The organism is Microbacterium sp. SORGH_AS_0969 (assembly GCF_030818255.1).
Lineage (GTDB): Bacteria > Actinomycetota > Actinomycetes > Actinomycetales > Microbacteriaceae > Microbacterium.
In genome coordinates this window covers 2,837,659-2,857,637 of record NZ_JAUTAG010000001.1, presented here as the reverse complement: position 1 = coordinate 2,857,637, position 19,979 = coordinate 2,837,659, and the positions used below count along the sequence as shown (strand labels likewise).

The 19,979-nt window shown below is 70.5% G+C and carries 21 protein-coding genes and 1 pseudogene; 10 read left to right on the top strand and 12 right to left on the bottom strand.

What is annotated here, in order from left to right:
- Positions 1-32 precede the first annotated feature (32 nt).
- Together QE388_RS13350 and QE388_RS13345 are read left to right on the top strand one after the other, a co-directional pair.
- Complete coding sequence (locus QE388_RS13350; protein WP_307385749.1) at positions 33-500, top strand: hypothetical protein; 468 nt, start codon at positions 33-35, stop codon at positions 498-500.
- Positions 501-614: 114 nt separating this feature from the next.
- Entirely contained in the window at positions 615-1,136 is a 522-nt protein-coding gene (locus tag QE388_RS13345; protein ID WP_307385748.1) for a hypothetical protein, read from the top strand.
- 70 nt (positions 1,137-1,206) lie between these two features.
- Here the strand turns inward: QE388_RS13345 and pth are convergent, their stop codons facing one another.
- Together pth and QE388_RS13335 are read right to left on the bottom strand one after the other, a co-directional pair.
- On the bottom strand, positions 1,207-1,791 hold the full coding sequence (gene pth / locus QE388_RS13340; protein WP_275799429.1) for an aminoacyl-tRNA hydrolase: 585 nt from the start codon (positions 1,789-1,791) through the stop codon (positions 1,207-1,209).
- Between the two features lie 110 nt (positions 1,792-1,901).
- Positions 1,902-2,529 (bottom strand): annotated as a pseudogene (locus QE388_RS13335) (50S ribosomal protein L25/general stress protein Ctc).
- Between the two features lie 277 nt (positions 2,530-2,806).
- Between QE388_RS13335 and QE388_RS13330 the strand changes: the two are divergent.
- Positions 2,807-2,932, top strand: a complete 126-nt coding sequence (locus QE388_RS13330; protein WP_013586064.1) for a hypothetical protein — start codon at positions 2,807-2,809, stop codon at positions 2,930-2,932.
- Positions 2,933-2,938: 6 nt separating this feature from the next.
- On the opposite strand, the gene QE388_RS13325 is transcribed toward QE388_RS13330, so the two are convergent.
- The 4 genes from QE388_RS13325 to QE388_RS13310 all read right to left on the bottom strand — a co-directional run bounded on the left by QE388_RS13325 (position 2,939) and on the right by QE388_RS13310 (position 7,123).
- Positions 2,939-3,676, bottom strand: a complete 738-nt coding sequence (locus QE388_RS13325; protein ID WP_307385747.1) for a fumarylacetoacetate hydrolase family protein — start codon at positions 3,674-3,676, stop codon at positions 2,939-2,941.
- Positions 3,673-5,088: an MFS transporter gene (locus QE388_RS13320; protein WP_307385746.1), complete on the bottom strand. Its 1,416-nt coding sequence runs from the start codon at positions 5,086-5,088 to the stop codon at positions 3,673-3,675. Before QE388_RS13320 ends, QE388_RS13325 begins: the two co-directional genes overlap by 4 nt.
- Positions 5,089-5,230: 142 nt before the next feature.
- A complete protein-coding gene (locus QE388_RS13315) occupies positions 5,231-6,025 on the bottom strand; it encodes an IclR family transcriptional regulator (RefSeq protein WP_307385745.1) in 795 nt (264 codons plus the stop codon).
- Between the two features lie 42 nt (positions 6,026-6,067).
- Positions 6,068-7,123, bottom strand: a complete 1,056-nt coding sequence (locus QE388_RS13310) for a D-2-hydroxyacid dehydrogenase (protein WP_275799423.1) — start codon at positions 7,121-7,123, stop codon at positions 6,068-6,070.
- Positions 7,124-7,233: 110 nt separating this feature from the next.
- Between QE388_RS13310 and QE388_RS13305 the strand changes: the two genes are divergently transcribed.
- Positions 7,234-8,145 (top strand): NAD(P)-dependent oxidoreductase, encoded by a 912-nt coding sequence (locus QE388_RS13305; protein ID WP_307385744.1) that lies wholly within the window; start codon positions 7,234-7,236, stop codon positions 8,143-8,145.
- Positions 8,146-8,197: 52 nt separating this feature from the next.
- On the opposite strand, the gene QE388_RS13300 is transcribed toward QE388_RS13305, so the two are convergent.
- The gene (locus QE388_RS13300) at positions 8,198-9,199 is read right to left on the bottom strand and encodes a zinc-binding dehydrogenase (protein ID WP_275799421.1); all 1,002 of its coding nucleotides are present in this window, start codon (positions 9,197-9,199) and stop codon (positions 8,198-8,200) included.
- 19 nt (positions 9,200-9,218) lie between these two features.
- A complete protein-coding gene (locus QE388_RS13295) occupies positions 9,219-9,998 on the bottom strand; it encodes an SDR family oxidoreductase (RefSeq protein ID WP_275799420.1) in 780 nt (259 codons plus the stop codon).
- Between the two features lie 130 nt (positions 9,999-10,128).
- Here QE388_RS13295 and QE388_RS13290 point away from each other — a divergent pair, with 130 nt between their 5' ends.
- The 6 genes from QE388_RS13290 to QE388_RS13265 all read left to right on the top strand — a co-directional run bounded on the left by QE388_RS13290 (position 10,129) and on the right by QE388_RS13265 (position 15,815).
- A complete protein-coding gene (locus tag QE388_RS13290) occupies positions 10,129-10,824 on the top strand; it encodes a FadR/GntR family transcriptional regulator (protein WP_275799419.1) in 696 nt (231 codons plus the stop codon).
- A gap of 26 nt (positions 10,825-10,850) precedes the next feature.
- Complete coding sequence (locus QE388_RS13285; protein ID WP_307385743.1) at positions 10,851-11,369, top strand: gluconokinase; 519 nt, start codon at positions 10,851-10,853, stop codon at positions 11,367-11,369.
- A gap of 87 nt (positions 11,370-11,456) precedes the next feature.
- Positions 11,457-13,052 carry an NADP-dependent phosphogluconate dehydrogenase gene (gene gndA / locus QE388_RS13280; RefSeq protein ID WP_275799416.1) on the top strand — a complete coding sequence of 532 codons (1,596 nt, stop codon included), beginning with the start codon at positions 11,457-11,459 and terminating at the stop codon, positions 13,050-13,052.
- A 2-nt stretch (positions 13,053-13,054) separates the two neighbouring features.
- Positions 13,055-13,528, top strand: coding sequence for a VanZ family protein (locus tag QE388_RS13275; protein ID WP_275799415.1), 474 nt, complete (start codon positions 13,055-13,057; stop codon positions 13,526-13,528).
- A 5-nt stretch (positions 13,529-13,533) separates the two neighbouring features.
- On the top strand, positions 13,534-14,268 hold the full coding sequence (locus QE388_RS13270) for a response regulator transcription factor (RefSeq protein WP_058597454.1): 735 nt from the start codon (positions 13,534-13,536) through the stop codon (positions 14,266-14,268).
- A gap of 89 nt (positions 14,269-14,357) precedes the next feature.
- The gene (locus QE388_RS13265) at positions 14,358-15,815 is read left to right on the top strand and encodes a cell wall metabolism sensor histidine kinase WalK (RefSeq protein ID WP_307385742.1); all 1,458 of its coding nucleotides are present in this window, start codon (positions 14,358-14,360) and stop codon (positions 15,813-15,815) included.
- A 15-nt stretch (positions 15,816-15,830) separates the two neighbouring features.
- Here QE388_RS13265 and QE388_RS13260 read toward each other — a convergent pair whose 3' ends face one another.
- The 4 genes from QE388_RS13260 to QE388_RS13245 all read right to left on the bottom strand — a co-directional run bounded on the left by QE388_RS13260 (position 15,831) and on the right by QE388_RS13245 (position 19,893).
- Entirely contained in the window at positions 15,831-16,844 is a 1,014-nt protein-coding gene (locus QE388_RS13260; RefSeq protein WP_307385741.1) for a YdcF family protein, read from the bottom strand.
- A gap of 76 nt (positions 16,845-16,920) precedes the next feature.
- Positions 16,921-18,474 (bottom strand): FAD-dependent oxidoreductase, encoded by a 1,554-nt coding sequence (locus tag QE388_RS13255; protein WP_307385740.1) that lies wholly within the window; start codon positions 18,472-18,474, stop codon positions 16,921-16,923.
- Between the two features lie 31 nt (positions 18,475-18,505).
- The gene (locus QE388_RS13250; protein WP_307385739.1) at positions 18,506-19,384 is read right to left on the bottom strand and encodes an FAD:protein FMN transferase; all 879 of its coding nucleotides are present in this window, start codon (positions 19,382-19,384) and stop codon (positions 18,506-18,508) included.
- 5 nt (positions 19,385-19,389) lie between these two features.
- Positions 19,390-19,893 (bottom strand): hypothetical protein, encoded by a 504-nt coding sequence (locus QE388_RS13245; RefSeq protein ID WP_307385738.1) that lies wholly within the window; start codon positions 19,891-19,893, stop codon positions 19,390-19,392.
- Between the last annotated feature and the right edge of the window lie 86 nt (positions 19,894-19,979).

Sequence of the window (19,979 nt, the reverse complement as noted above, 5' to 3'; positions counted from 1 at the left end):
GTCGGCGGGAGCCCGTCTCGTAGAGTGCTGACATGTCGTCGCCCTTCGCCGCCCCCTACGTCGCTCCCGCGACGGGAACGCTTCTGGCTCCCCCACCGAAGCCGAAGAAGCGGCGCCCTCTCGGGGCGTTCGCCCTCGTGGCCGGCATCCTGAGCATGCTCGTCGCCCCCGCGGTCGCCGGGTTCGCCGCGTTCCGCGTCGGCCGCGGAGCCGGCGCGCAGATCGTCGCTCAGGGCGGACAGAACATCGACCTGCGGGTGTTGACCCCCGTCCGCGATCTCGTCCTCGTCGTCGAGATCGCCTTCTGGAGCGGCACCGCACTGGGGATCGCCGCGCTCGTCGTCGGGATCATCGCGACCGCTCGCGACCGGGGCCGACCGATGGGCATCGTCGCCATCGTCTTCGCCGCCCTCGGCCCCCTGGTGTTCGGCGCCCTCGTGGCCATCGCGCTTGTCGCGGGTGCCGGAACCACCGCGGGCACGGGAGGAGCGCTCGTCTGACTCGGGGCGTTACCGCGTTTGCGGGCGCGCGTCCAGCTTCTTCTCAGAAATCGGTCGGTCTCCCTATACTCGCGGCCATGGGATGAATCCGTCCCGCGATCGAAGGAGTACCCCGTGAGCAGCACGACGCCGCCCCCCGAGCCGTACAACCCTCCTCCCGCCACGCGCGCCGACGCCGCTCAGGCGGGCTACCCCGCGTCCCCGAGCTACCAGCCGCCGACCGCGTCGGCCGCGAAGCCGTCGAATCGTCTCGGCCTCATCGCCTTCGTGGTGTCGCTGGCCGCGATCGTGATCGGCTCGATCCTCGCCTTCATCGGCGGCATGCAGAGCGGCGCCCTCGTGCAGTACGCGACCACCGGCGCGAACGGCACGCAGATCGACGCGTCGACGCTCCCCGAGAGCGCGCAGCAGGCCGCGGCCGTGGCGGGTCTGCTCGCCGTCGCCGGCTTCCTCGTCTTCGGCGCGCTGGGCCTCTGGGGCTTCATCCAGGGCATCATCGCGGCCGTCAAGAACCGTGGCCGCGGCTACGGCATCACCGCGATCATCCTCGCGGTCCTCGGCGGCATCGTCGTCGCCGTGGTCTTCGGCATCGGCGCGACCGCCGGAGCGGCGCCGTACGTCAACACCATCGGCTGAACGCCTCCGCTCAGCGACGACGAGAGCCCCGGCCGATCGGCCGGGGCTCTCGTCGTGGGAGGGGCGTTGCTCAGGCGCGCGGGGCGTGGAATCGCTGCTGCGCCGCGACCAGCCCCTCCTCGACGAGCATCTCCACCGCGTCCGCGGCATCCGAGACGAGGATCGGCAGGGTCTGACGCTCGGTCGCGCCGAACGGATCCAGCACCCAGTCCGCTGGGTCCTGCCGACCCACCGGGCGGCCGATGCCGACGCGCACGCGCGGGAACTCCGGAGTGCCCAGCGCCTTGGCGACGTCGCGGACACCGTTGTGTCCGCCGTGACCGCCGCCCGTCTTGAGCTTCACGGTGTCGTATGGGATGTCGAGTTCATCGTGGACGACCACCACCCGCTCCGGAGCGACGTCGTAGAAGCGGGCGAGCCCGGCAGCCGGACCGCCCGAGACGTTCATGAAGCTGTTCGGCTTCGCGAGCACGAGCTTGGCGCCGCCCGGGCGCAGCCACGTCTCGGCGACGCGGGCGTTCGCCTTGTGTGCGCGGAACGCTTCGCTCCGCCGCGCCGCGAGCTCGTCGACGACCATCTGGCCGATGTTGTGCCGCGTCGCCTCGTAACGCGGGCCCGGGTTGCCCAGTCCGACGATCACCCACGTGTCTGCCATGGCATCCATTCTCTCGGTTCGGCCGAAACGACAGTCCAGCCGGAAACGAAACGAGGGGGCGCGAGAACGCGCCCCCTCGTCGACGAACTGCGACTCGCAGCCGTCCGGCGTCAGTTGTCGGCGGCCTCGGCCTCTTCGGACTGCTCCTCGGCGACCTCGGCGTCGGCCTCGGCGATCTCTTCCTCGGCGGCCAGCGTGTCGAGCGGCACCGAGACGCCCACGATGAGGGTCTCGGGCTCGGTCACGAGGCTCGCACCGGCGGGGAGCTTCAGGTCGGCAGCGGTGATCTGCGTGCCGTCCTCGGCGCCCTCGACGTCGACCTCGACGTTCTGCGGGATGTGGGTGGCCTCGACCTCGAGCGACACGGGTCGCGGTGTCGAGCATCGCGATGGTGCCGGAGAAGGGCTCGCCGATGACGACGACGGGCACGTCGACCTGGACCTTCTCGCCCTTCTTCACGACGATGAGGTCGATGTGCTCGATGATCTGGCGCACGGGGTCCTTCTGGACGTCCTTGACCAGCACGAGCTGGCTCTTGCCCGCGATGTCGAGGTCGAGCAGGGCGTTCGCGCGGCGGATGAGCAGCGCGGTCTGGTGACCGGGCAGCGCGACGTGCTGGGGCTCGGTGCCGTGGCCGTAGATGACGGCCGGGATCTTGCCCGCGGCGCGGAGGCGACGGGCGAAGCCCTTGCCGAAGTTCTCGCGGAGCTCCGCGACGACCTTGTTGTCTTCCGACATGATGTTCTCCTCGCGGGCATGCGGCCCGCAGCTTGGGGGCGGAACACGGCCCGCACTGGTGGTCTGGATTCGACTCGAACGCGAGCGCGTGAGGAAAGCCGGGAGCCTGCATCACCGCGTCGATCACGGATGCCACGTTCACCAAACGGTGTGCGACAGTCCCTCGCCGAAGTTCCTCGGAAGTCTACCAGCGCGAGCGCGTCCGCACGACCCGCGCGTGTCGAGGAGCACCGGAGCGCGCCGGTAGAATCGAAACCCACCGACCCGAAGGATCATCATGGACAGCGGCTTCTTCTCCCACGTCGTGCTCTGGGTCATCGGCGGTGTCGCCCTCCTCGGCGGCATCGGCGCGATCGGCGCCCTCTTCTCGATGGGCCGCAACGCGGGCTACAAGAAGCACTGACGCACGTCAGATCGTCGGGGTCCGCAGCCGCATCTCGCCCACGACGACCTCGACCGTGACTCCCGGACGGATCGGGGATGCCGAGAACGGCGCTCCCATCATGATCACGTCCCCGGGGCCCAACGTCGTCCACGCTGCGACGTACGCGAGACACGCGCGCATCGACATCGGGTAGCGCCCCGCCGACGTGTCGCGAACGGGCTCCCCGTCGACGACGAGCTGGAGCGTCACGTCGTCGTCGAGACCGATCGCGGTGTCGATGTACGGCCCCAGTGGGGTGTACCCCTCCCCCGACTTCGACTCGAAGTTGCGGGGGTCGAACTCCGACCGATCGGGACTCGACAGGTCGTTCACCGCGGTGATGCCGAGCACGTACTCGTGCGCGTTCTCGGCGGTGAGCCCCGTCGTTCCGCGACCGATGACGACCGCCACCTCCGCCTCCGCCACCGTCGTGCCGGCGTCGCGACGCAGCGTCACCGTGCGATCGGGACCCGCGACGGTGCGGGGGCTCTTCAGCCACGCCTGGACAGGCGAGGCGTGCCCGGGCCCGTTCTGGGCGATGCCCACGACCAGAGTCGGGACGCACGGCGCCTCGAACGACCCATGCACCGGGCTGCCGGCATCCGCGATCTCCTCCCCCGCCGCGAAGGCGACGTAGGGATCGGCGATCGGCACGAGCCGGTCCCCGTCGAGCCGGACCGTGCGCACGCCCTCCAGCGTCCGCACGCGGGCGATGCGCGTCATCGGATGGTCCGAACGGTCACGGTCGTGGCATCCACACCCTCGCCCGCCTCGTCGCGCGACACCTTGATGGCGTCGTCGGTGCGCGTGAGGTCGCGGCGGAGGGTCTCAGGGACGAGGAACGTCGACGCGGTCGTGATGAGCGCGAGGGTTCCCATGTAGATCGCCAGGAGGAGCCAGTTCGCCCCGCTCACGGCGATGATGTACGCACCGAGGACTCCCGCGAGGCCACCGGCGAGAACAGCCGAGATCTCGCGCGCCATCGCCACGCCCAGGTAGCGGTGACGGTTGCCGAACAGCTCGGGGAGCATGGCGCACTGCGGTCCGAGCATCGAGTTGACGGCGACGCCGATGCCGATCGCGATCACGGCGATCGTGATCGGGTAGCTCCCGAGCGAGATCAGCCACCAGGCGGGGAAGGTGAAGACCAGCATGAACAGCGCACCCAGGCGGTAGACGGTGCGGCGACCCATGCGGTCGGACAGCGCGCCCGTCAGGGGCACCGAGAAGATGCCGATGAGCGAGCCGAGCGTGACGCCCCAGGTCAGCAGGCTGCGGTCGGCCTGGCCACCCACGGAGGCGACGAAGAACGTCAGCGCGAGGGTGTTGAACATGTACGAGCCGCCGTTCTCGGCCATGCGCAGACCGATGCCGACGATGACGCCCGGCAGGCCCCGCGTGAAGATGTCGCGGATCGGACGCTCGGCGATCTGCTCGCTCTTCTCGAGCTCGATGAAGGTCGGGGTCTCGCGCAGCCGCATGCGGATGAACAGCGCGAGCAGGATCAGCACGAACGACGCCAGGAACGGCACGCGCCAGCCCCAGCTGAGCAGCTGGTCTTCGGGCAGTAGTGAGATGAGGCTGAAGACGACGGCCGCGAGCAGCGTGCCCGCCTGGATGCCGATGAACGGCAGCGCCGAGAAGAAACCGCGGCGCTTCACCGGCGCGTACTCGGCCATGAGCACCGTCGCACCCGCCTGTTCGGCACCCGCGCCGAAGCCCTGGAGAAGGCGCATGATCACGAGCAGGATCGGCGCGAGGATGCCGACGGCCTCGTAGGTGGGCAGGAGGCCGATCGCCGTCGACGCCCCACCCATCAGCAGGATCGTGATGACGAGCACCCACTTGCGGCCGAGCTTGTCGCCGAGGACTCCGAAGAACAGTCCGCCGAAGGGACGGGCGAGGAAGCCGACGCCGTAGGTGGCGAACGCGGCGACCGTGGCGAGCGCCGGGTTGTCCTGCGAGAAGAACAGGACGTTGAAGATCAGGGCCGTTGAGAGGCCGTAGAGCGCGAAGTCGAAGTACTCCAGCGCGCTGCCGATGCTCGAGGCGAGCGTTGCACGACGCAGGTTCGCGGCGTATTCGGGGTCATCCTGCGGCTGCGGCGTCGGTGTGGATGCAGTGGTCACGGCCATCTCCTTCGATCGGCTGGGGTCTTGCGACTTCCGCGACTGTACCAACCCTGTGGACACAGTTCAATATATTGGACACGCCATTTCCCGCCCGTGCTGCAGACATGACGATCACCGCCCCTGCCGGGGCGGAGGAAAGCGCTCGTCAGCGGGAGCGAGAGGCGCTGAACGGGTTCGTCAGCGCCTTCGCCGCCTCGCGAAGAGCAGCGCCGACGCGCGCGACACGGTCGCCGGTGGCATCCGCGACGGGGATGCCGACGCCCAGGGCGAGCTGCGGATCGCCGGGCGCCCACCCCTCGAGCGGAACAGCGACGCCGACGATGCCGCGGAACGACTCTTCCTCGTCCACCGACCACCCGCGCTCCCGCGCCGCGGCGAGCTTCGCGATGACACCCTCGACGTCGACCGTGCTGTGCTCCGTCAGCTTCGGCAGCGGACGCCCTCGCGTCAGCAGCGCCCGGACATCGTCGTCGCTGCGGGTCATCAGCAGCGCGCGCCCCGTGGCGGACAGGGCCGCGGGCAGGCGCGAGCCGAGCGGGGTCCCGAGCCGCACCGAGCGCGACCCCTCGTACCTCGCCAGGTACAGCGCGTCGGTGTCATCGAGGACCGCGACCTGCACGAGCTCGGACGAGAGGGCCGGAGAGGTCTCGCAGACGGCGTAGAACTCGCGCACCTGGTTGAACTGCGCGGCGAACGCTCCCCCGAGTTCTGCCGTGCGGATCCCGAGACGGTAGCCGAGCGGCACGCGCTCGATCATGCGCCCCGCCTCCAGCGACAGGCACAGATTGGCCGTCGACGATTTCGCGAGCCCGAGGCCCGCCGCCAGCTCGGTGAGCGTCAGCGCGCGACCCGCCTCGGCGAGCAGGCCGAGAAGACGGATGCTGCGCCCGACGGCTGGAGCCGGATCGCGCGCGATCGCGCTCGCTTCGTCATCACTCACGGCGTCCTCCCGTCGAACCGGAGTCGCGAGGGCCGCGACAGGTCAATAGAACTCGACCGTATCGACAACCGCGCGCATCGGCTCGCCGTCGAGCAGGCGCGTGGCGTTCTCTGCGAACCGGCGCGCGATGCGCTCCTCCTCTTTGCTGTTGAGCGCGGCCGTGTGCGGGCTGACGAGGACTCTCGGATGCCGCCACAGCGGCGACTCCTCCGGGAGGGGCTCCACCTCGAACACGTCGAGGGCGGCGAACGACACGCGTCCGTCGTCGAGAGCCGCGAGGAGCTCCGTCTCATCGATCACGGTCCCGCGACCGACGCTCGCGACGATCACCCCCGGCTTCACCGCGGCGAGAACCTCGGCGCCGATCAGGTGATGCGTCTGATCGGTTCCCGGCAGGGTGACGACGATGGCATCCACCTCGCTCACCGCCGTGGCCAGCTCGTCGAGCGAGACGAGGCGGTCGACCCCGTCCACGGGGGTGCCGGAGCGCGTCGTCCCCCACACCTCGGCGCCCAGCGCGTGGAAGCGGCGCGCGCACTCCGCCCCGATTCCCCCGAGCCCGACGACGAGCACGGTCATCTCGTCGACCTGGCGCATCTCCCAGCGATCGGTCCAGCGTCGATCCGCCTGCTGCTGCGCGAGCCGCGGCAGGTCCTTCGCGCCGGCGAGGACGCCGAACACCGCGAACTCGGCGAGCGGTCCCCCGTGGACGCCGGCGCTGGTGGTGAAGACGATGCGATCCAGCGCCGCGCGGTCGAGATCGGCCGCCTTCACCTGCCCTCCCCCGCCCGCAGCGGTCGTCATCACCCACCGCAGCTTCGGATTGGCGGCGACGGTCCGTGCGAGGGCGGCGGGATCGACGTCCGGGATGCCGAAGAGCGCGTCCGCCGAGTCGACCATGTCGTCGAATGCGCGCTGCTCGTCAGCCGAGCGCTCGTGCGCCGGGTCACCCGACCAGTCGGCGGGCCCGCGCATCGGGTGCGTGAGCGAGGCGTCGCGCATCAGCTCGACGCGCGGCTCGAGGCGCTCGATCAGTTCGCAGTGCTCCTCTTTCAGGGGCACCGCCACCACCGCGCGTAAGCTCTTGCGTGTCGACATCGTCGTCGTCTCCTCTCGCCGCGAGGCTGGCCGCCCGTCGCGGACTCGCCCAACGTCGTTCACCATACTGAACCCTGTTCAACCTATTGTCTAGCCGATAGGATGCCGACATGACGACGCTCGACGAAGAGACCGGCACGCTTCCCCCCGCTCCCGAGGTGCGCCTCGGCGTCTGGGGCCTCGGCGCCATGGGCGAGCCCATGGCGCAGCATCTGCTGTCCGCGCGCGGGGCCCTGACCGTCCACGCCCGCCGAGAGCGCGACGCACTGATCGCGGCGGGAGCCGCGTGGGCCTCGACGGCGCGAGAACTCGCAGCGGCCACAGACGCTGTCCTCATCATGCTCCCCGACCTCCCGCAGCTCGAGGAGCACCTCGACGGCCCCGACGGGCTGCTCGCGGGCATCGAGGGGCGCCCTTTCCTCCTCATGATCGGGTCGACATCCTCTCCCGTCGGCGTGCGCGAGCTGGCGGAACGGCTGCCCACCGGCATCGGGGTCGTCGACTGCCCCGTCTCGGGCGGCGAGGACGGCGCGAAGGCCGGGACCCTCTCGATCATGCTCGGCGGAGACAGCGCCGTCGCCGATCTCGCCGCGGAGCTCCTCGCGCCCTGCGGTACCCCCATCCGTCTCGGCCCCCTCGGCGCGGGAGAGGTGGCCAAGGCCTGCAACCAGATGGTCGTGGCGGCGACCATCCTCGCCCTCGGCGAAGCGACCGAGCTCGCCGCACGGTCCGACGTCGACCCCGCCGCACTCTGGGAGCTGCTCGGCGGTGGATACGCGGGATCGAACCTGCTCGCCAGCCGACGCGAGAAGCTCGTCACCGGCGACGACTCCCCCAGCGGCGTCGCGGGCTACATGGTCAAGGATCTGCGCTTCGCCGCCGACATCGCCGCCGCGACCGACACGCGTCCCGCGCTGCTCCCCGCCCTTCGCGCGGCCTTCGACGAGATCGTCGACCGTGGCCTCGGCGAGCGCGACATCGCCGTCACGCGCCGGTTCACGGCGGTCCGCAGCGACGACTGACGCACGAATGACGACGCCCCGGTGGCAGCGACCACCGGGGCGTCATTGTTCCTCAGAGGGCGAAGACGACCTTGCCCGAGCGCTGCGAGTCCCGCGCCGTGGCGAAGGCCTCGGCGGCATCCGTCACCGCGAACTCGTGCGTGAGCGCGCTCTCGATGCCGGGGTTCGCCGCGAGCAGCGCGACCGCCTGATCGATCTCGTCGCGGAAGCGGAACGCGCCGAGATAGCGCACCTCTTTCGAGATGAAGGGGGCGAGGTTCACCGGTCGCGGATCGTCGGGGAGCATGCCGACCTGCACGACGGTGCCACCGGGGCGGACGGCCTTCAGCGCGGTCGAGATCGACACCGGCACGCCCGAGCACTCCAGGACCACCGCATAGGCACCCGATTCCACCGCGTCGGCGGAGACATCGACGGTCGCCGACGCGCCGAGCGCCGCCGCCCGCTCGAGCGGGCCCGCGAGCACGTCGGTGGCGGTGACGCGTGCACCGGCAGCGACGGCCGCCGCCACGGCCATCAGGCCGATCGGCCCGGAACCGGTGACGAGCACGTCGAGCCCCTCGACGGGACCGGCCTTGCCGAGCGCGTGCAGCGCGACCGCGAGCGGCTCGGCGAGAACCGCACGGCGCACGGGCAGACCGTCGGGAAGGACTCGCACCATGTCGGCCTCGACGATCAGGTACTCGGATGCCGCGCCCTGCGTGTGCGGCCAGGTCGACGCGCTGCCGAGATATGACCCGCCCGGCCACAGGTGCGGGGCGTTCTCGATGCCCTCGCGCGGCGTGCCGAAGCGCGCGGGGTGGACGGTGACCGGCGTCCCCGGCGCCAGAGCGCCGGAGGGGTCGAGGTCGACGCGGCCGGAGAGCTCGTGACCGGGGACCAGGGGTTCCCGAACCACGAACGCCCCGTTCGCGCCCTCGTAGTAGTAGTGCAGGTCCGACCCGCAGATGCCGACGTACTCGACACGCAGGCGCACCTGCCCCTTGCCGGGCTCGGGGATGGGCACGTCGCGCACCTCAGCGGTGAGCGCCTTCTCGATCAGCAGAGACTTCATCGGTGATTCCTCTCCGCGGTCAGACGACCGCTGTCATCCCGCCGTCAACGAAGATGTTCTGACCCGAGACGAAGCTCGACGCGTCGGACGCGAGGAACAGCAGCGCCCCCCGCAGTTCGTCGACGTCGCCCCATCGGGCCGCAGGCGTGCGCTGCGTCAGCCAGCGCGTGAACTCGGGATCGTCGACCAGGGCGCGGTTCATCTCGGTCGCGAAGTAACCAGGGCTGAGCGCGTTGACCTGGATGCCGAACCGCGCGAGGTCGGCGGCCATGCCGGCGGTCAGCTGCGCGACACCGCCCTTCGTCGCCGAGTACGGCGCGATCGTCTGACGCGCGAGGCGCGACTGCACGGACGCGACGTTGACGACCTTGCCCGAGCCCCGAGCGACCATCGCGGGCGTGATGAAGCGCGAGACGTAGAAGACGCCCGAAAGGTTCGCGGCGACGATGTCGTCCCAGTCGGCGACCGGGAACTCGTGGATGGGCGCGCGGCGCTGCACGCCCGCGTTGTTGACGAGGATGTCGGGCGCCCCGACGTTGTCGAGCAGATCCGCGACGGCGCTCTCGACGGCGCCGGCGTCGCTGACGTCGAAGGTCACGGCGTGCGCGGGACGACCCGACAGCTCTTCGGCTTCGGCGCGCGTCTGCTCCACGGCATCCGCGTCCCGTCCGTGCACGATCAGCCGCGCTCCGCCGCGTGCGAGGGTCAGCGCCAAGCCCCGGCCGAGGCCGCGAGACGAGCCGGTCACGAGAGCCAAGCGGTCGGACACGTCGAAGAGATCGGCGTTCGAGGCGGTCATGGGGGTCCTCCGAGTCTGAAGACGGTGAGAGCGGCCGCGAAGCCGATCACCGACTCACGCCCGCAAATCCTCACACAATGATCATATTTTTGACAAGATATGGTCGTATCAAACAACTCAGGAGGGACGGATGGCCCGAGCGTCGCACGGCTCGTTGGTGGATGCCATCGGGATGCGCATCGTCGACGGCGACCTGCCCGCGGGTCGCGTCCTGACTCTCGCGGCGCTCGAGTCCGAGTACGCCGTCTCCCGCACCGTCGTGCGCGAAGCCGTGCGCGTGCTCGAGGCGATGGGCATGCTCGAGCAACGGCGTCGGGTCGGCATCACGGTGCGCCCCGCGGTCGACTGGAGCGCCCTGGACACGCGATTGATCGGGTGGCAGCTCGCCGGACGCCGCCGCGACCAGCTCATCGCGAACACGACGGAACTGCGGGCCGCGATCGAACCGGCGGCTGCGCGCCTCAGCGCCCGCCGCGCCACCGACCTGCAGCGCGGCGAGCTGCTCCGCCTCGCCGACGAGCTCGCCCGCCTGGGAGCTGCGGGCCTCGGCGACTCCCCCGAGTACCTCGCGGCCGACATCGCGTTCCACGACCTGATCCTCGTCTCGAGCGGGAATCTCATGCTCGCAGCCGCCCGGGCGCCGATCGCCGCCGCAATCGAGGGACGCGCCCTCCACGGACTGACCCCCGGCATCCCGAACCCCGACGCCCTCGACAACCACGTCGAGACGGCCGCCGCAATCGGCCGCGCCGACGCCGATGCCGCCGAGGAGCACACCCGCCGCTACGTCGCGGCGGTGCTGACCGAAGTCCGCCCCACCCTCTGACCGACCGATCGACGAAGAGAGAGCTCATGGTCACCACACCCCCCGTCCTCGTGTTCATGGGTCCCGCCGGGACCGGCAAATCCACCGTCGCGAGCATGCTCGCCGGACGCCTCGGGTGGGACTTCCAAGAGGGCGACGATCTGCACCCCGAGGCCAACGTCGCCAAGATGGCCGCCGGTCACGCGCTGAACGACGACGACCGCTGGCCGTGGCTCGACCGCGTCGCGGCGTGGATCGACGGACAGATCGCGGCCGGCCGCCCCGGGATCATCACGTGCTCCGCACTGAAGCGCAGTTACCGTGACGTGCTGCGCCGGGACGAGGTCACGTTCGTCCTCCTCATGGGCGACCCCGCTCTCGTGCTCGAGCGTCTGCTGCGCCGCCAGGGGCACTACATGCCGCCGTCGCTGCTCACCTCGCAGTTCGAGACCCTGCAGATGCCGGATGCCGATGAGCGGGCGATCCGCGTCGACCTCGATCTGACTCCCTCCCAGCAGGTGGAGGAGGTCATCGACCGACTCAGCCTCCCCACCATCACCCCCTGAAACACGCAAAGGCCGAGCCGATAAAGTGGCGGAGGCGGCCCGCGTGAATCGCCCACCCTTCCTCGCACCTGAATACGGAGCAAACGCATGACGTCCACCCCCTCCCCGACCGGACCCTCGACCGACCAGGACCAGGCCCCGCACGAGGCCGCGCAGGTGCACGAGGGTGCGCCCGGCCCCGAAGAGGTCGCGCGTCCCACCGCCGAGGCCGATTCGCGCCCGCAGGGCGACGGTCAGGCCCACGCGAACATCGGCGTCGTCGGCTTGGCGGTGATGGGGTCCAACCTCGCACGCAACCTCGCCAGCCGCGAGGGCAACACCGTCGCGGTGTTCAATCGCTCGCGTTCGAAGACCGACGAGCTGCTCGAAGCGCACCCCGAGGCGAACTTCGTCGCGTCGTTCTCGTACGAGGACTTCGCCGCGTCGCTGTCGAAGCCTCGCACCGCGATCATCATGGTCAAGGCCGGTCGCCCCACCGACTTCGTCATCGACGAGCTGGTCAAGGTGTTCGAGCCCGGCGACATCATCGTCGACGGCGGCAACGCCCTCTTCACCGACACGATCCGCCGCGAGAAGGCCGTCCGCGAGACGGGGATCAACTACGTCGGCATGGGTGTCTCGGGCGGTGAGGAGGGCGCCCTTCTGGGCCCCTCGCTCATGCCCGGCGGCTCGGACGAGTCGTGGCAGACGCTCGGCCCGATCCTGACCTCCATCGCCGCGGTCGCCGAGGGCGAGGCGTGCGTGACCCACGTGGGCCACGACGGCGCCGGCCACTTCGTGAAGATGGTGCACAACGGCATCGAGTACGCCGACATGCAGCTCATCGCAGAGGCATACGACCTCATCCGTCGCGCCACCGGCAAGACCCCCGCCGAGATCGCCGACGTGTTCGCCGAGTGGAACCGCGGCGAGTTGGAGTCGTACCTCATCGAGATCACCGCCGAGGTCCTGCGTCAGACGGATGCCGAGACCGGCAAGCCCCTCGTCGACGTCATCCTCGACCAGGCCGGCGCCAAGGGCACCGGCGCCTGGACCGTGCAGACGGCCCTCGACCTGGGCGTCCCCGTCTCGGGTATCGCGGAGGCCACCTTCGCGCGGTCGCTGTCGAGCCACCCCGAGCAGCGCGAGGTCTCGCGCGAGCTCCCCGGCCCCTCTGGCACCGACCTGCTCTCGGGCGAGGATGCCGACGCGTTCATCGAGCAGGTGCGCCTCGCGCTGTACGCCTCGAAGATCGTCGCCTACTCTCAGGGCTTCGACGAGATCCGCGCCGGCGCGGCCCAGTACGACTGGAACATCGACCTCGGCGCGGTGTCGAAGATCTGGCGCGGCGGCTGCATCATCCGCGCCCAGTTCCTCAACCGCATCGCCGAGGCATACGACGCCGAGGCCACGCTCCCCGTGCTGCTGACCGCGCCGTACTTCGTCGAGGCCCTCGGCCGCGCCCAGGACGCCTGGCGCCACATCGTCGCGCTGTCCGCGGCGAGCGGCATCCCCGCCCCCGCGTTCAGCTCGTCGCTGGCGTACTACGACGGCCTGCGCGCCGAGCGCCTCCCCGCGGCGCTCATTCAGGGCCAGCGCGACTTCTTCGGTGCGCACACGTACCGTCGCGTCGACAAGGAGGGCACGTTCCACACCCTCTGGTCGGGCGACCGCACCGAGATCGAGGCAGAGGACACTCACTGACGGTGCAGGTGACGAGGCGGCGACGGGCTCTGCTCGTCGCCGCTTCGGCGTTGTACGCCGCGGGAGTCTGGTGGATGACGCTGCGTCCCACGATCTACGACGAGAACGTCGGCGGCATCCTGCACGCGATCCTCCGCGCCGCCCGCGGCTGGCCGCCGACCGCGTGGATCACTTTCGACGGGGTCGAGTTCACCGCCAACGTGGTGATGTTCGCGCCCCTCGGCGTGCTCGTCCTGCTGTGGGGCGGACGGTGGTGGCACGGTATCGCGGCGGGCCTGCTCATCAGCTCCGCGATCGAGACGACGCAGCTCCTGTTCCTCCCCACCCGCGTCGCCGACGTGCGCGACGTGATCGCGAACACCTCGGGAGCGGCGATCGGCGTCGTCCTGATGGCCGTTGTCGGCTGGCGCGCAGCTCGCTCTCAGGATTCCCATAAGCCACGCCATAGAAAGCTCATAGATACGAGCGCACAATGAGTTCCATGACCGTGACCGCCACCGCTCCCGCCTTCACTCGCCCCGACGGGAGCGCCCTGCGCGTCCTCGTCGTCGACGACGAGCAGATGCTCACCGACCTCCTCTCGATGGCTCTGCGCATGGAGGGATGGGACGTCCGCACAGCGGGCTCCGGCTTCGACGCCCTGCAGGCCGCGCGCGACTTCGCTCCGGATGCCATGGTGCTCGACATCATGATGCCCGACCTCGACGGCATGGCGGTCCTGCAGCGGCTGCGTCACTCCGGCAACGACGTGCCGGTCCTCTTCCTGACCGCGAAGGACGCCGTCGCGGACCGCGTCGCCGGTCTCACCGCGGGTGGCGACGACTACGTCACGAAGCCCTTCAGCCTCGAGGAGGTCGTGGCGCGTCTGCGTGGCTTGATGCGCCGCGCCGGTACCGCTCTGACGCGCGACGCGGAGCCGATCCTGCGCGTGGGCGACCTGTCGCTCAACGAGGACAGCCACGAGGTCGTGCGCGCGGGTCAGGAGATCGAGCTGACGGCGACCGAGTTCGAGCTGCTGCGGTTCCTCATGCGGAACCAGCGCCGTGTCGTGTCGAAGGCGCAGATCCTCGACCGGGTCTGGAACTACGACTTCGGCGGCCGCTCGAGCGTCGTCGAGCTGTACATCTCGTACCTGCGCAAGAAGATCGACGCGGGTCACGAGCCGCTCATCCACACGGTTCGCGGCGTCGGCTACATGATCAAAGCGCCGCAGTGACGACTCCCCCGCGGCCGGAGCCACCGGTGTCTCCTCCGCCCGCCCGTTCACGGCGGCTGACTCGGCCGTGGAGCCTCCAGGCTCGCCTGATGACGGCGGTCATCGGTATGGTCGCGTTCATCCTCATCATGATCGGGGTGTCCACCAGCGCGATCCTCAGCCAGGTGCTGCTGAACAACCTCGAGGCGGAGGTCGGCGACGTCGCCTCGCTCGCCCAGCCGCGCATCAATCTGCAGAGCACGGCCGAGAACGTCCTGGACTCGGGGCCGTTCGACAACGGCACCCTCATGGTCATGAAGACGCGCCTCGGCGGGACGACGGGGGCGGTCGTCGACGACGGGAACTCCCGCGCCCTGACCGCCGACGAGCTCGCGCAGATCGTGGAGAGCCTCGCCTCGTCGAGCCCCGCCTCGCGCACGGTGGAACTGCCGAACCTCGGCGAATACCTCGTCCGCCCCTACGGCACGGCCGGCAGTGACGAGGTCCTTCTCGTCGGGCTTCCCCTGTCACAGGTCACCGGCACGATCGGTGCCATCCTCACCACGGTCGCCCTGGTCACGACCGGTGGGCTCCTGCTCCTCGCCGCCGTCATCGCACTCGTGATCCGTCTGGGACTCCGCCCCCTCAAGGCGGTGTCCGAGACGGCGACGCGCGTCGCCTCGATCCGCATGGACCAGGGCGACGTGTCGATCACCGAGCGCGTGCCCACCGAACAGGTCGACGACCACACCGAGATCGGGCAGGTCGGCGCGGCCCTCAACACGCTTCTCGACCGTGTCGACGCCTCACTTTCCGCCCGCCAACGCAACGAAGAACTGATGCGCCGATTCGTCGCGGACGCCAGTCATGAGCTGCGCACGCCCCTGGCATCCATCCGCGGGTTCTCGGAGCTCTCGCTGCGCGCCATGCGCCAGGCCCACGATGACGAGTCGCGTCAGCGAACCGCAATGGCCGTCGAGACCACCGAGCAGTCGCTCGAGCGGATCCTCGCCCAGTCGATCCGCATGACGACGCTGGTCGAGGATCTGCTGCTGCTCGCCCGGCTCGACGAGGGCCAGGAACTCGTCTTCGGCACGGTCGACCTCACGCGTCTCGCGGTGGAGGCGGTCGGGGACGCGCGTCCCGCGGGACCCGACCACTCGTGGACCATCGACGTCCGCGACGAGCCCGTCGAGCTCGCCGGCGATGCCTCCCGCCTCCACCAGGTCGTGGCCAACCTCCTCGCCAATGCGCGCACGCACACGCCCGCCGGGAGCGAGGTGGCCGTGTCGGTGACCCGCGAGGGCGACGATGCCGTCCTCCGCGTGAACGACAACGGGCCCGGGGTCGACCCCGCGGTCGCGGCCCAGCTGTTCGAGCGCTTCGCCCGCGCCGACCGCTCTCGCGACCGGAAGACGGGCGGCACGGGGCTGGGGCTGTCGATCGCCCGGGCGATCGTCGAAGCGCACCGCGGCACGATCAGCGTGCAGAGCACGCCCGGAGACACGACCTTCGAGGTCCGCCTTCCCGCGAAGCCCGCCGACCCCGGTCCGCCCGCCGACGCCTGACGACGAGGCGGGGGTTCACGTGAGGAAGATCACGGCGTAGACGCTCACCAGCGCGACGCCGAAGACGAGCGCGAAGACGACGTGCATCCACCTCTGCCGGTTCAGCAGGGCGACGTACTCACGGAGGAACGCACTCGGCACGAAGTACGCCGCCGTGCGGGCACCCACCACACGCGCTCCGGGCAACTCGCGACGCGCCAGGAGCCCTGCGCGAAGGACGTGGTAGTCGCTCGTGACGACCAGCAGCGGCTTCGATGCGTCGATCTCCCCGACGATCGCACGTGAGAAGGCGAGGTTCTCCCGTGTGTTCAGAGAGCGCGTCTCGGGATGGACGAGGTCCGCGGGGATGCCGCGCTCTCGCAGGTAGTCCGCCATGGCCTCGGCCTCCGCGCGCGGCTCGTCGGGCCCCTGACCGCCGGACGGGATGACGAAGGGCGCGACTCCCCCGGCCCGGACCGCCCGCTGCCAGGCGGCGATCGCGCGATCGAGGCGGCCCCGGAGCAACGGCGGCACCCGCCCGTCGATCAGCCCGGAGCCCAGGACGACGATCGCGGTCGGCGTGCGCGGGACGGGCAGCGCGGCGTACAGCAGCGACGACACGAGGAACGCGACGAACGCGGCCGCCGCGTACCCCGCGATCAGGACCACGAGAGCCGCCACGAGGAAGCCGCCCAGTCCTCCCCACGCCAGGAGCGCGAGGAGGACGAACGGGAAGGCCACGAGCCCGATCCCGGCGATCAGCGACAGCAGGTTCGCCAGACTCCGCCCCTCGAGTCGCAGCATGGTGATGCCGTTGGTGATGAGGAACACCGCGAGCACCGCCACGACCACGGGCACCGCGACGGCGACGACGAGGATCGCCGCGCGGGCGGCATCCGGATCCGTCTGCACGAGCAGCTGCAGCACGCCCAGCGCGGCGAAGACGACCGCGGCGACGAGCAGAGTCCCCTCGCGCAGCTGGGCACGCTGACGGGCACGCGCCACCGCGAAGACGACGAGCAGCAGCGCGGCGAAAGCCAGGAGGAGCATGTCGCGACGCTATCGGGTCGGGCCTGCCCCTCCCGGGCGCTTGCGGGGCGCGCCCGCGTCTGCGTCCGGTCGCGGGTCAGTACCCCGCGAAGGCGTCGGTCGTGAGCGATCTGGCCTTGGCGAGCGCCGGCGCGAGATCCGAGATGAGCCGGGGCGGACCCGAGACATAGGCCACGCGCTGGGCGATGTCGGGAACCGTGCGAAGCACAGCATCGGCGTCGACCCGGTCGGGTCCCGCCCACGACCATCCCGCGGGCAGATCGTGCGGTTCCTCACGCGAGAAGACGACGACCGGGATGCCGCTCGCCGCGATCTCATCACGGAAGGCGAGTTCGCTCGGGTCGGACACCACGTAGACGAGAACGGCGTCGCGGCGCTGCCCGGTGGCCTGGAGGTGCCGCAGCTGCGAGACGAACGGCGTCACGCCGATCCCCGCGGCGACCAGCAGCACGGGCGCGGTCGGTCGAGAGGGAAGGACGAAGTCCCCCCACACGCCCGTGACAGCGAGAGTCGAGCCCGGCTCGACGGCCGCGAGCGCCTTCTTGTACGAGGACTGCGAGCCGTCCTTGTAGGCGATGCGCACCTCGGGCAGGTCTTCCGGGGCGGACACGATCGAGAACTCCCGCCGCGTGCCGCGGGCGTCGGGTCGACGGTGCGGGACGTCGAGCTCCAGGTACTGACCGGGCGAGAACGCGAAGGGACGCGCGGCGTGGAAGGTCAGTTCGCGGACGGTCGGAGTCAGGTCGCGACGGCGTTCGACGCGCAGGCGCACCGCCGCGCGCAGGCAGAACGCGAACGCCACGAGATTGCCGATCAGCAGAGCGCGCTCCTGTCCGAGCGTGATCGCCCCGACGGCGATCGGCCAGCCGGCCAGGACGCCCACGACGATCGCGACGGCGTACTGCTGCAGGCGGCGCGGCGGCAGGGTGAGCGGCTCCGACAGCATGAACGCACCGAGGAAGAGGAACGGCGACGAGAACGCGACCTGCACGAGCAGCGTCGGCACGTCGACCGGAAAGCCCGCCGACTGGAACTGAATGCTGGTGCGCACGAACGCGACCGTCATCGCCACGAGCCAGAACGTCACCACGATCGGGAGTTTGTCGGTGCGTAGGAGCAGCAGCACACCGAGCGCCAGTACGCCGATCGCCATCAACGGGGTTCCGACCCACCAGGCCGAGCCACCGAGATCCGGCGCCCAGACACTCACGATGGTCAGCACCGCCGCCCCCGTGGCTGCCGGGTTGAAGACGTGACGGCCACGCCAGACGAGGAGGTACTTCGATGCGGATGCCACGACCCCGGCGAGGGCGAGACCGGCCAGCGCGAGCGGCTCGAGGCTCGGACGGAGCACGAACAGCAGGATCGCGGCGGTGATCAGCGAGGACTCGAGGCGGCGCGGCATCCGGAGTATGCCCTGCGCGACCAGGTCGGTCGCCGCGCACGCGACAGCGAGCACCACGGCGCTCGCGACGATCTCGAGCGGCTGGGGCCCGATCTGTCCGGCGAAGGAGAGCACGAGGGCATAGACAGCCAGCAGGCCGAGCGACGACAGGACGAGGCGGTACATCGACACCCGGCCAATGAGGCCGAGCACGTGGGTCGAGCCCGCGGTGAGCGTGGCGCTCATGGGATTCCCTTCGAAAGCTGTGGCGTTGAGGTCACGAGAAGATCTCGCCGGTGAAACCCGGCGACCATTCCACGCGACCGTCGGTGTGCATACGCACCCAGTGCGCGTTCCAGGATGCCGCGAGTTCCGGTCCCCCGTCGAAGAACAACGCGGTCGCGAGGGCGTCGGCCCGCATCGCGGTGTCGGCCGCTGCCCAGGTCGCCGCGTAGGCCCGGACCGGCGCGCCCGTGCGGGCGTCGAGGACGTGGTGCAGGTTGTCGCCCCACGCCCGCCGATTGATCGCCGACGCGCACAGCGCCCCCTCGGCGACGGTGATCACACCGATCGCGAGGGTCGGGTCGTACGGGTGCTCGAGCGCGACGCGGATCGGCTCGCCGCGAACGGCGAGGTCGCCGGATGCGTCGACGACGATGTCGCCGTCGACGTGCGCGCGCACCACGTTGACCACGAGGTCGACGAGACGACCCTTGCCGAGCGCGCCCACGTCGATCGTGGCGGGACGCGCGACGGCGAGCCGCCCGTCGCTCCACGAGAGGGTGTCGCGCCACACCGGCGCCGGCTCCGGATCGCCCGACGGGGCGAGCGTCAGCCGCGCGTCGTAGCCCAGGCGCGCGAGCGCGTCGCCGATGAGCGGATTGACGGCGCCGGCCGTCGCGGTGTCGAGCTCGTCGTACAGCGAGAGCATGGCATCCGCGTCGTCGGGGGCGGGGACGGATGCCATGCGTCCTCCCGCGAGGGCGGAGACGAGCGAGTCGTCGCGGAACCGCGACCACTCCCGGTCGAAGCGGTCGATGACGGCCGACACCGCGTCGCGGGCGACCGGGGGCAGCGGCGCCGCCGTCTCGATCGCCCACGACGTGCCGATCGCGTCGAAGGTCCAGGTCGAACCCGTCGCGGTCGGGATGGTCATGATGGTCAGGCCTTGGCCTCGGTCTTGATGGTGTCGACCGCCTTGTTGAAGCCGCCGCTGGTGAGCGACGACCCGGCGACCTTGCTCACCGAGATCTCGTCGAGCTTCTTGCCGACGACCTCGTCCTTGATGCCGCCGATGAACTCGCTCTGGTAGCGCTTCGATTCGGCGGCCTGCGGATCGCCCGTGACCGTCACGTCGGTGATGGTGTCTCCGGCGAGGGTGAGGGTGACGTCGACGGTCTCGACGCTCTCGGGAGTGGCGTACTGGCCCGTCGCCTCGTAGGTGCCGTCCTTGTAGGTGCTCGAGGTCGTCGAGGTGTCCGTCGTCGAGCTGTCGGTGGTCGCGCTCGCGGTGGGAGCCGCGGTCGCCGCCGGAGCCGTGTCGGCGGGAGCAGCGGCGTCGGTGGTCGAGCCGCCCGAGCAACCGGCCAGGGTGACGATGCCGGCGACGCCCAGGAGAGCGGTGCCGATGCGGACGGGACGGGGTACGGCGGTGGTGCGGATCATCAGGGTCCTCCTTCTGTCGTGCCTCGCGGCGCGTTCGTGCTCACCGTAGGAACACGACCTTGGCGGCACCTCGGTTCAATACTTTG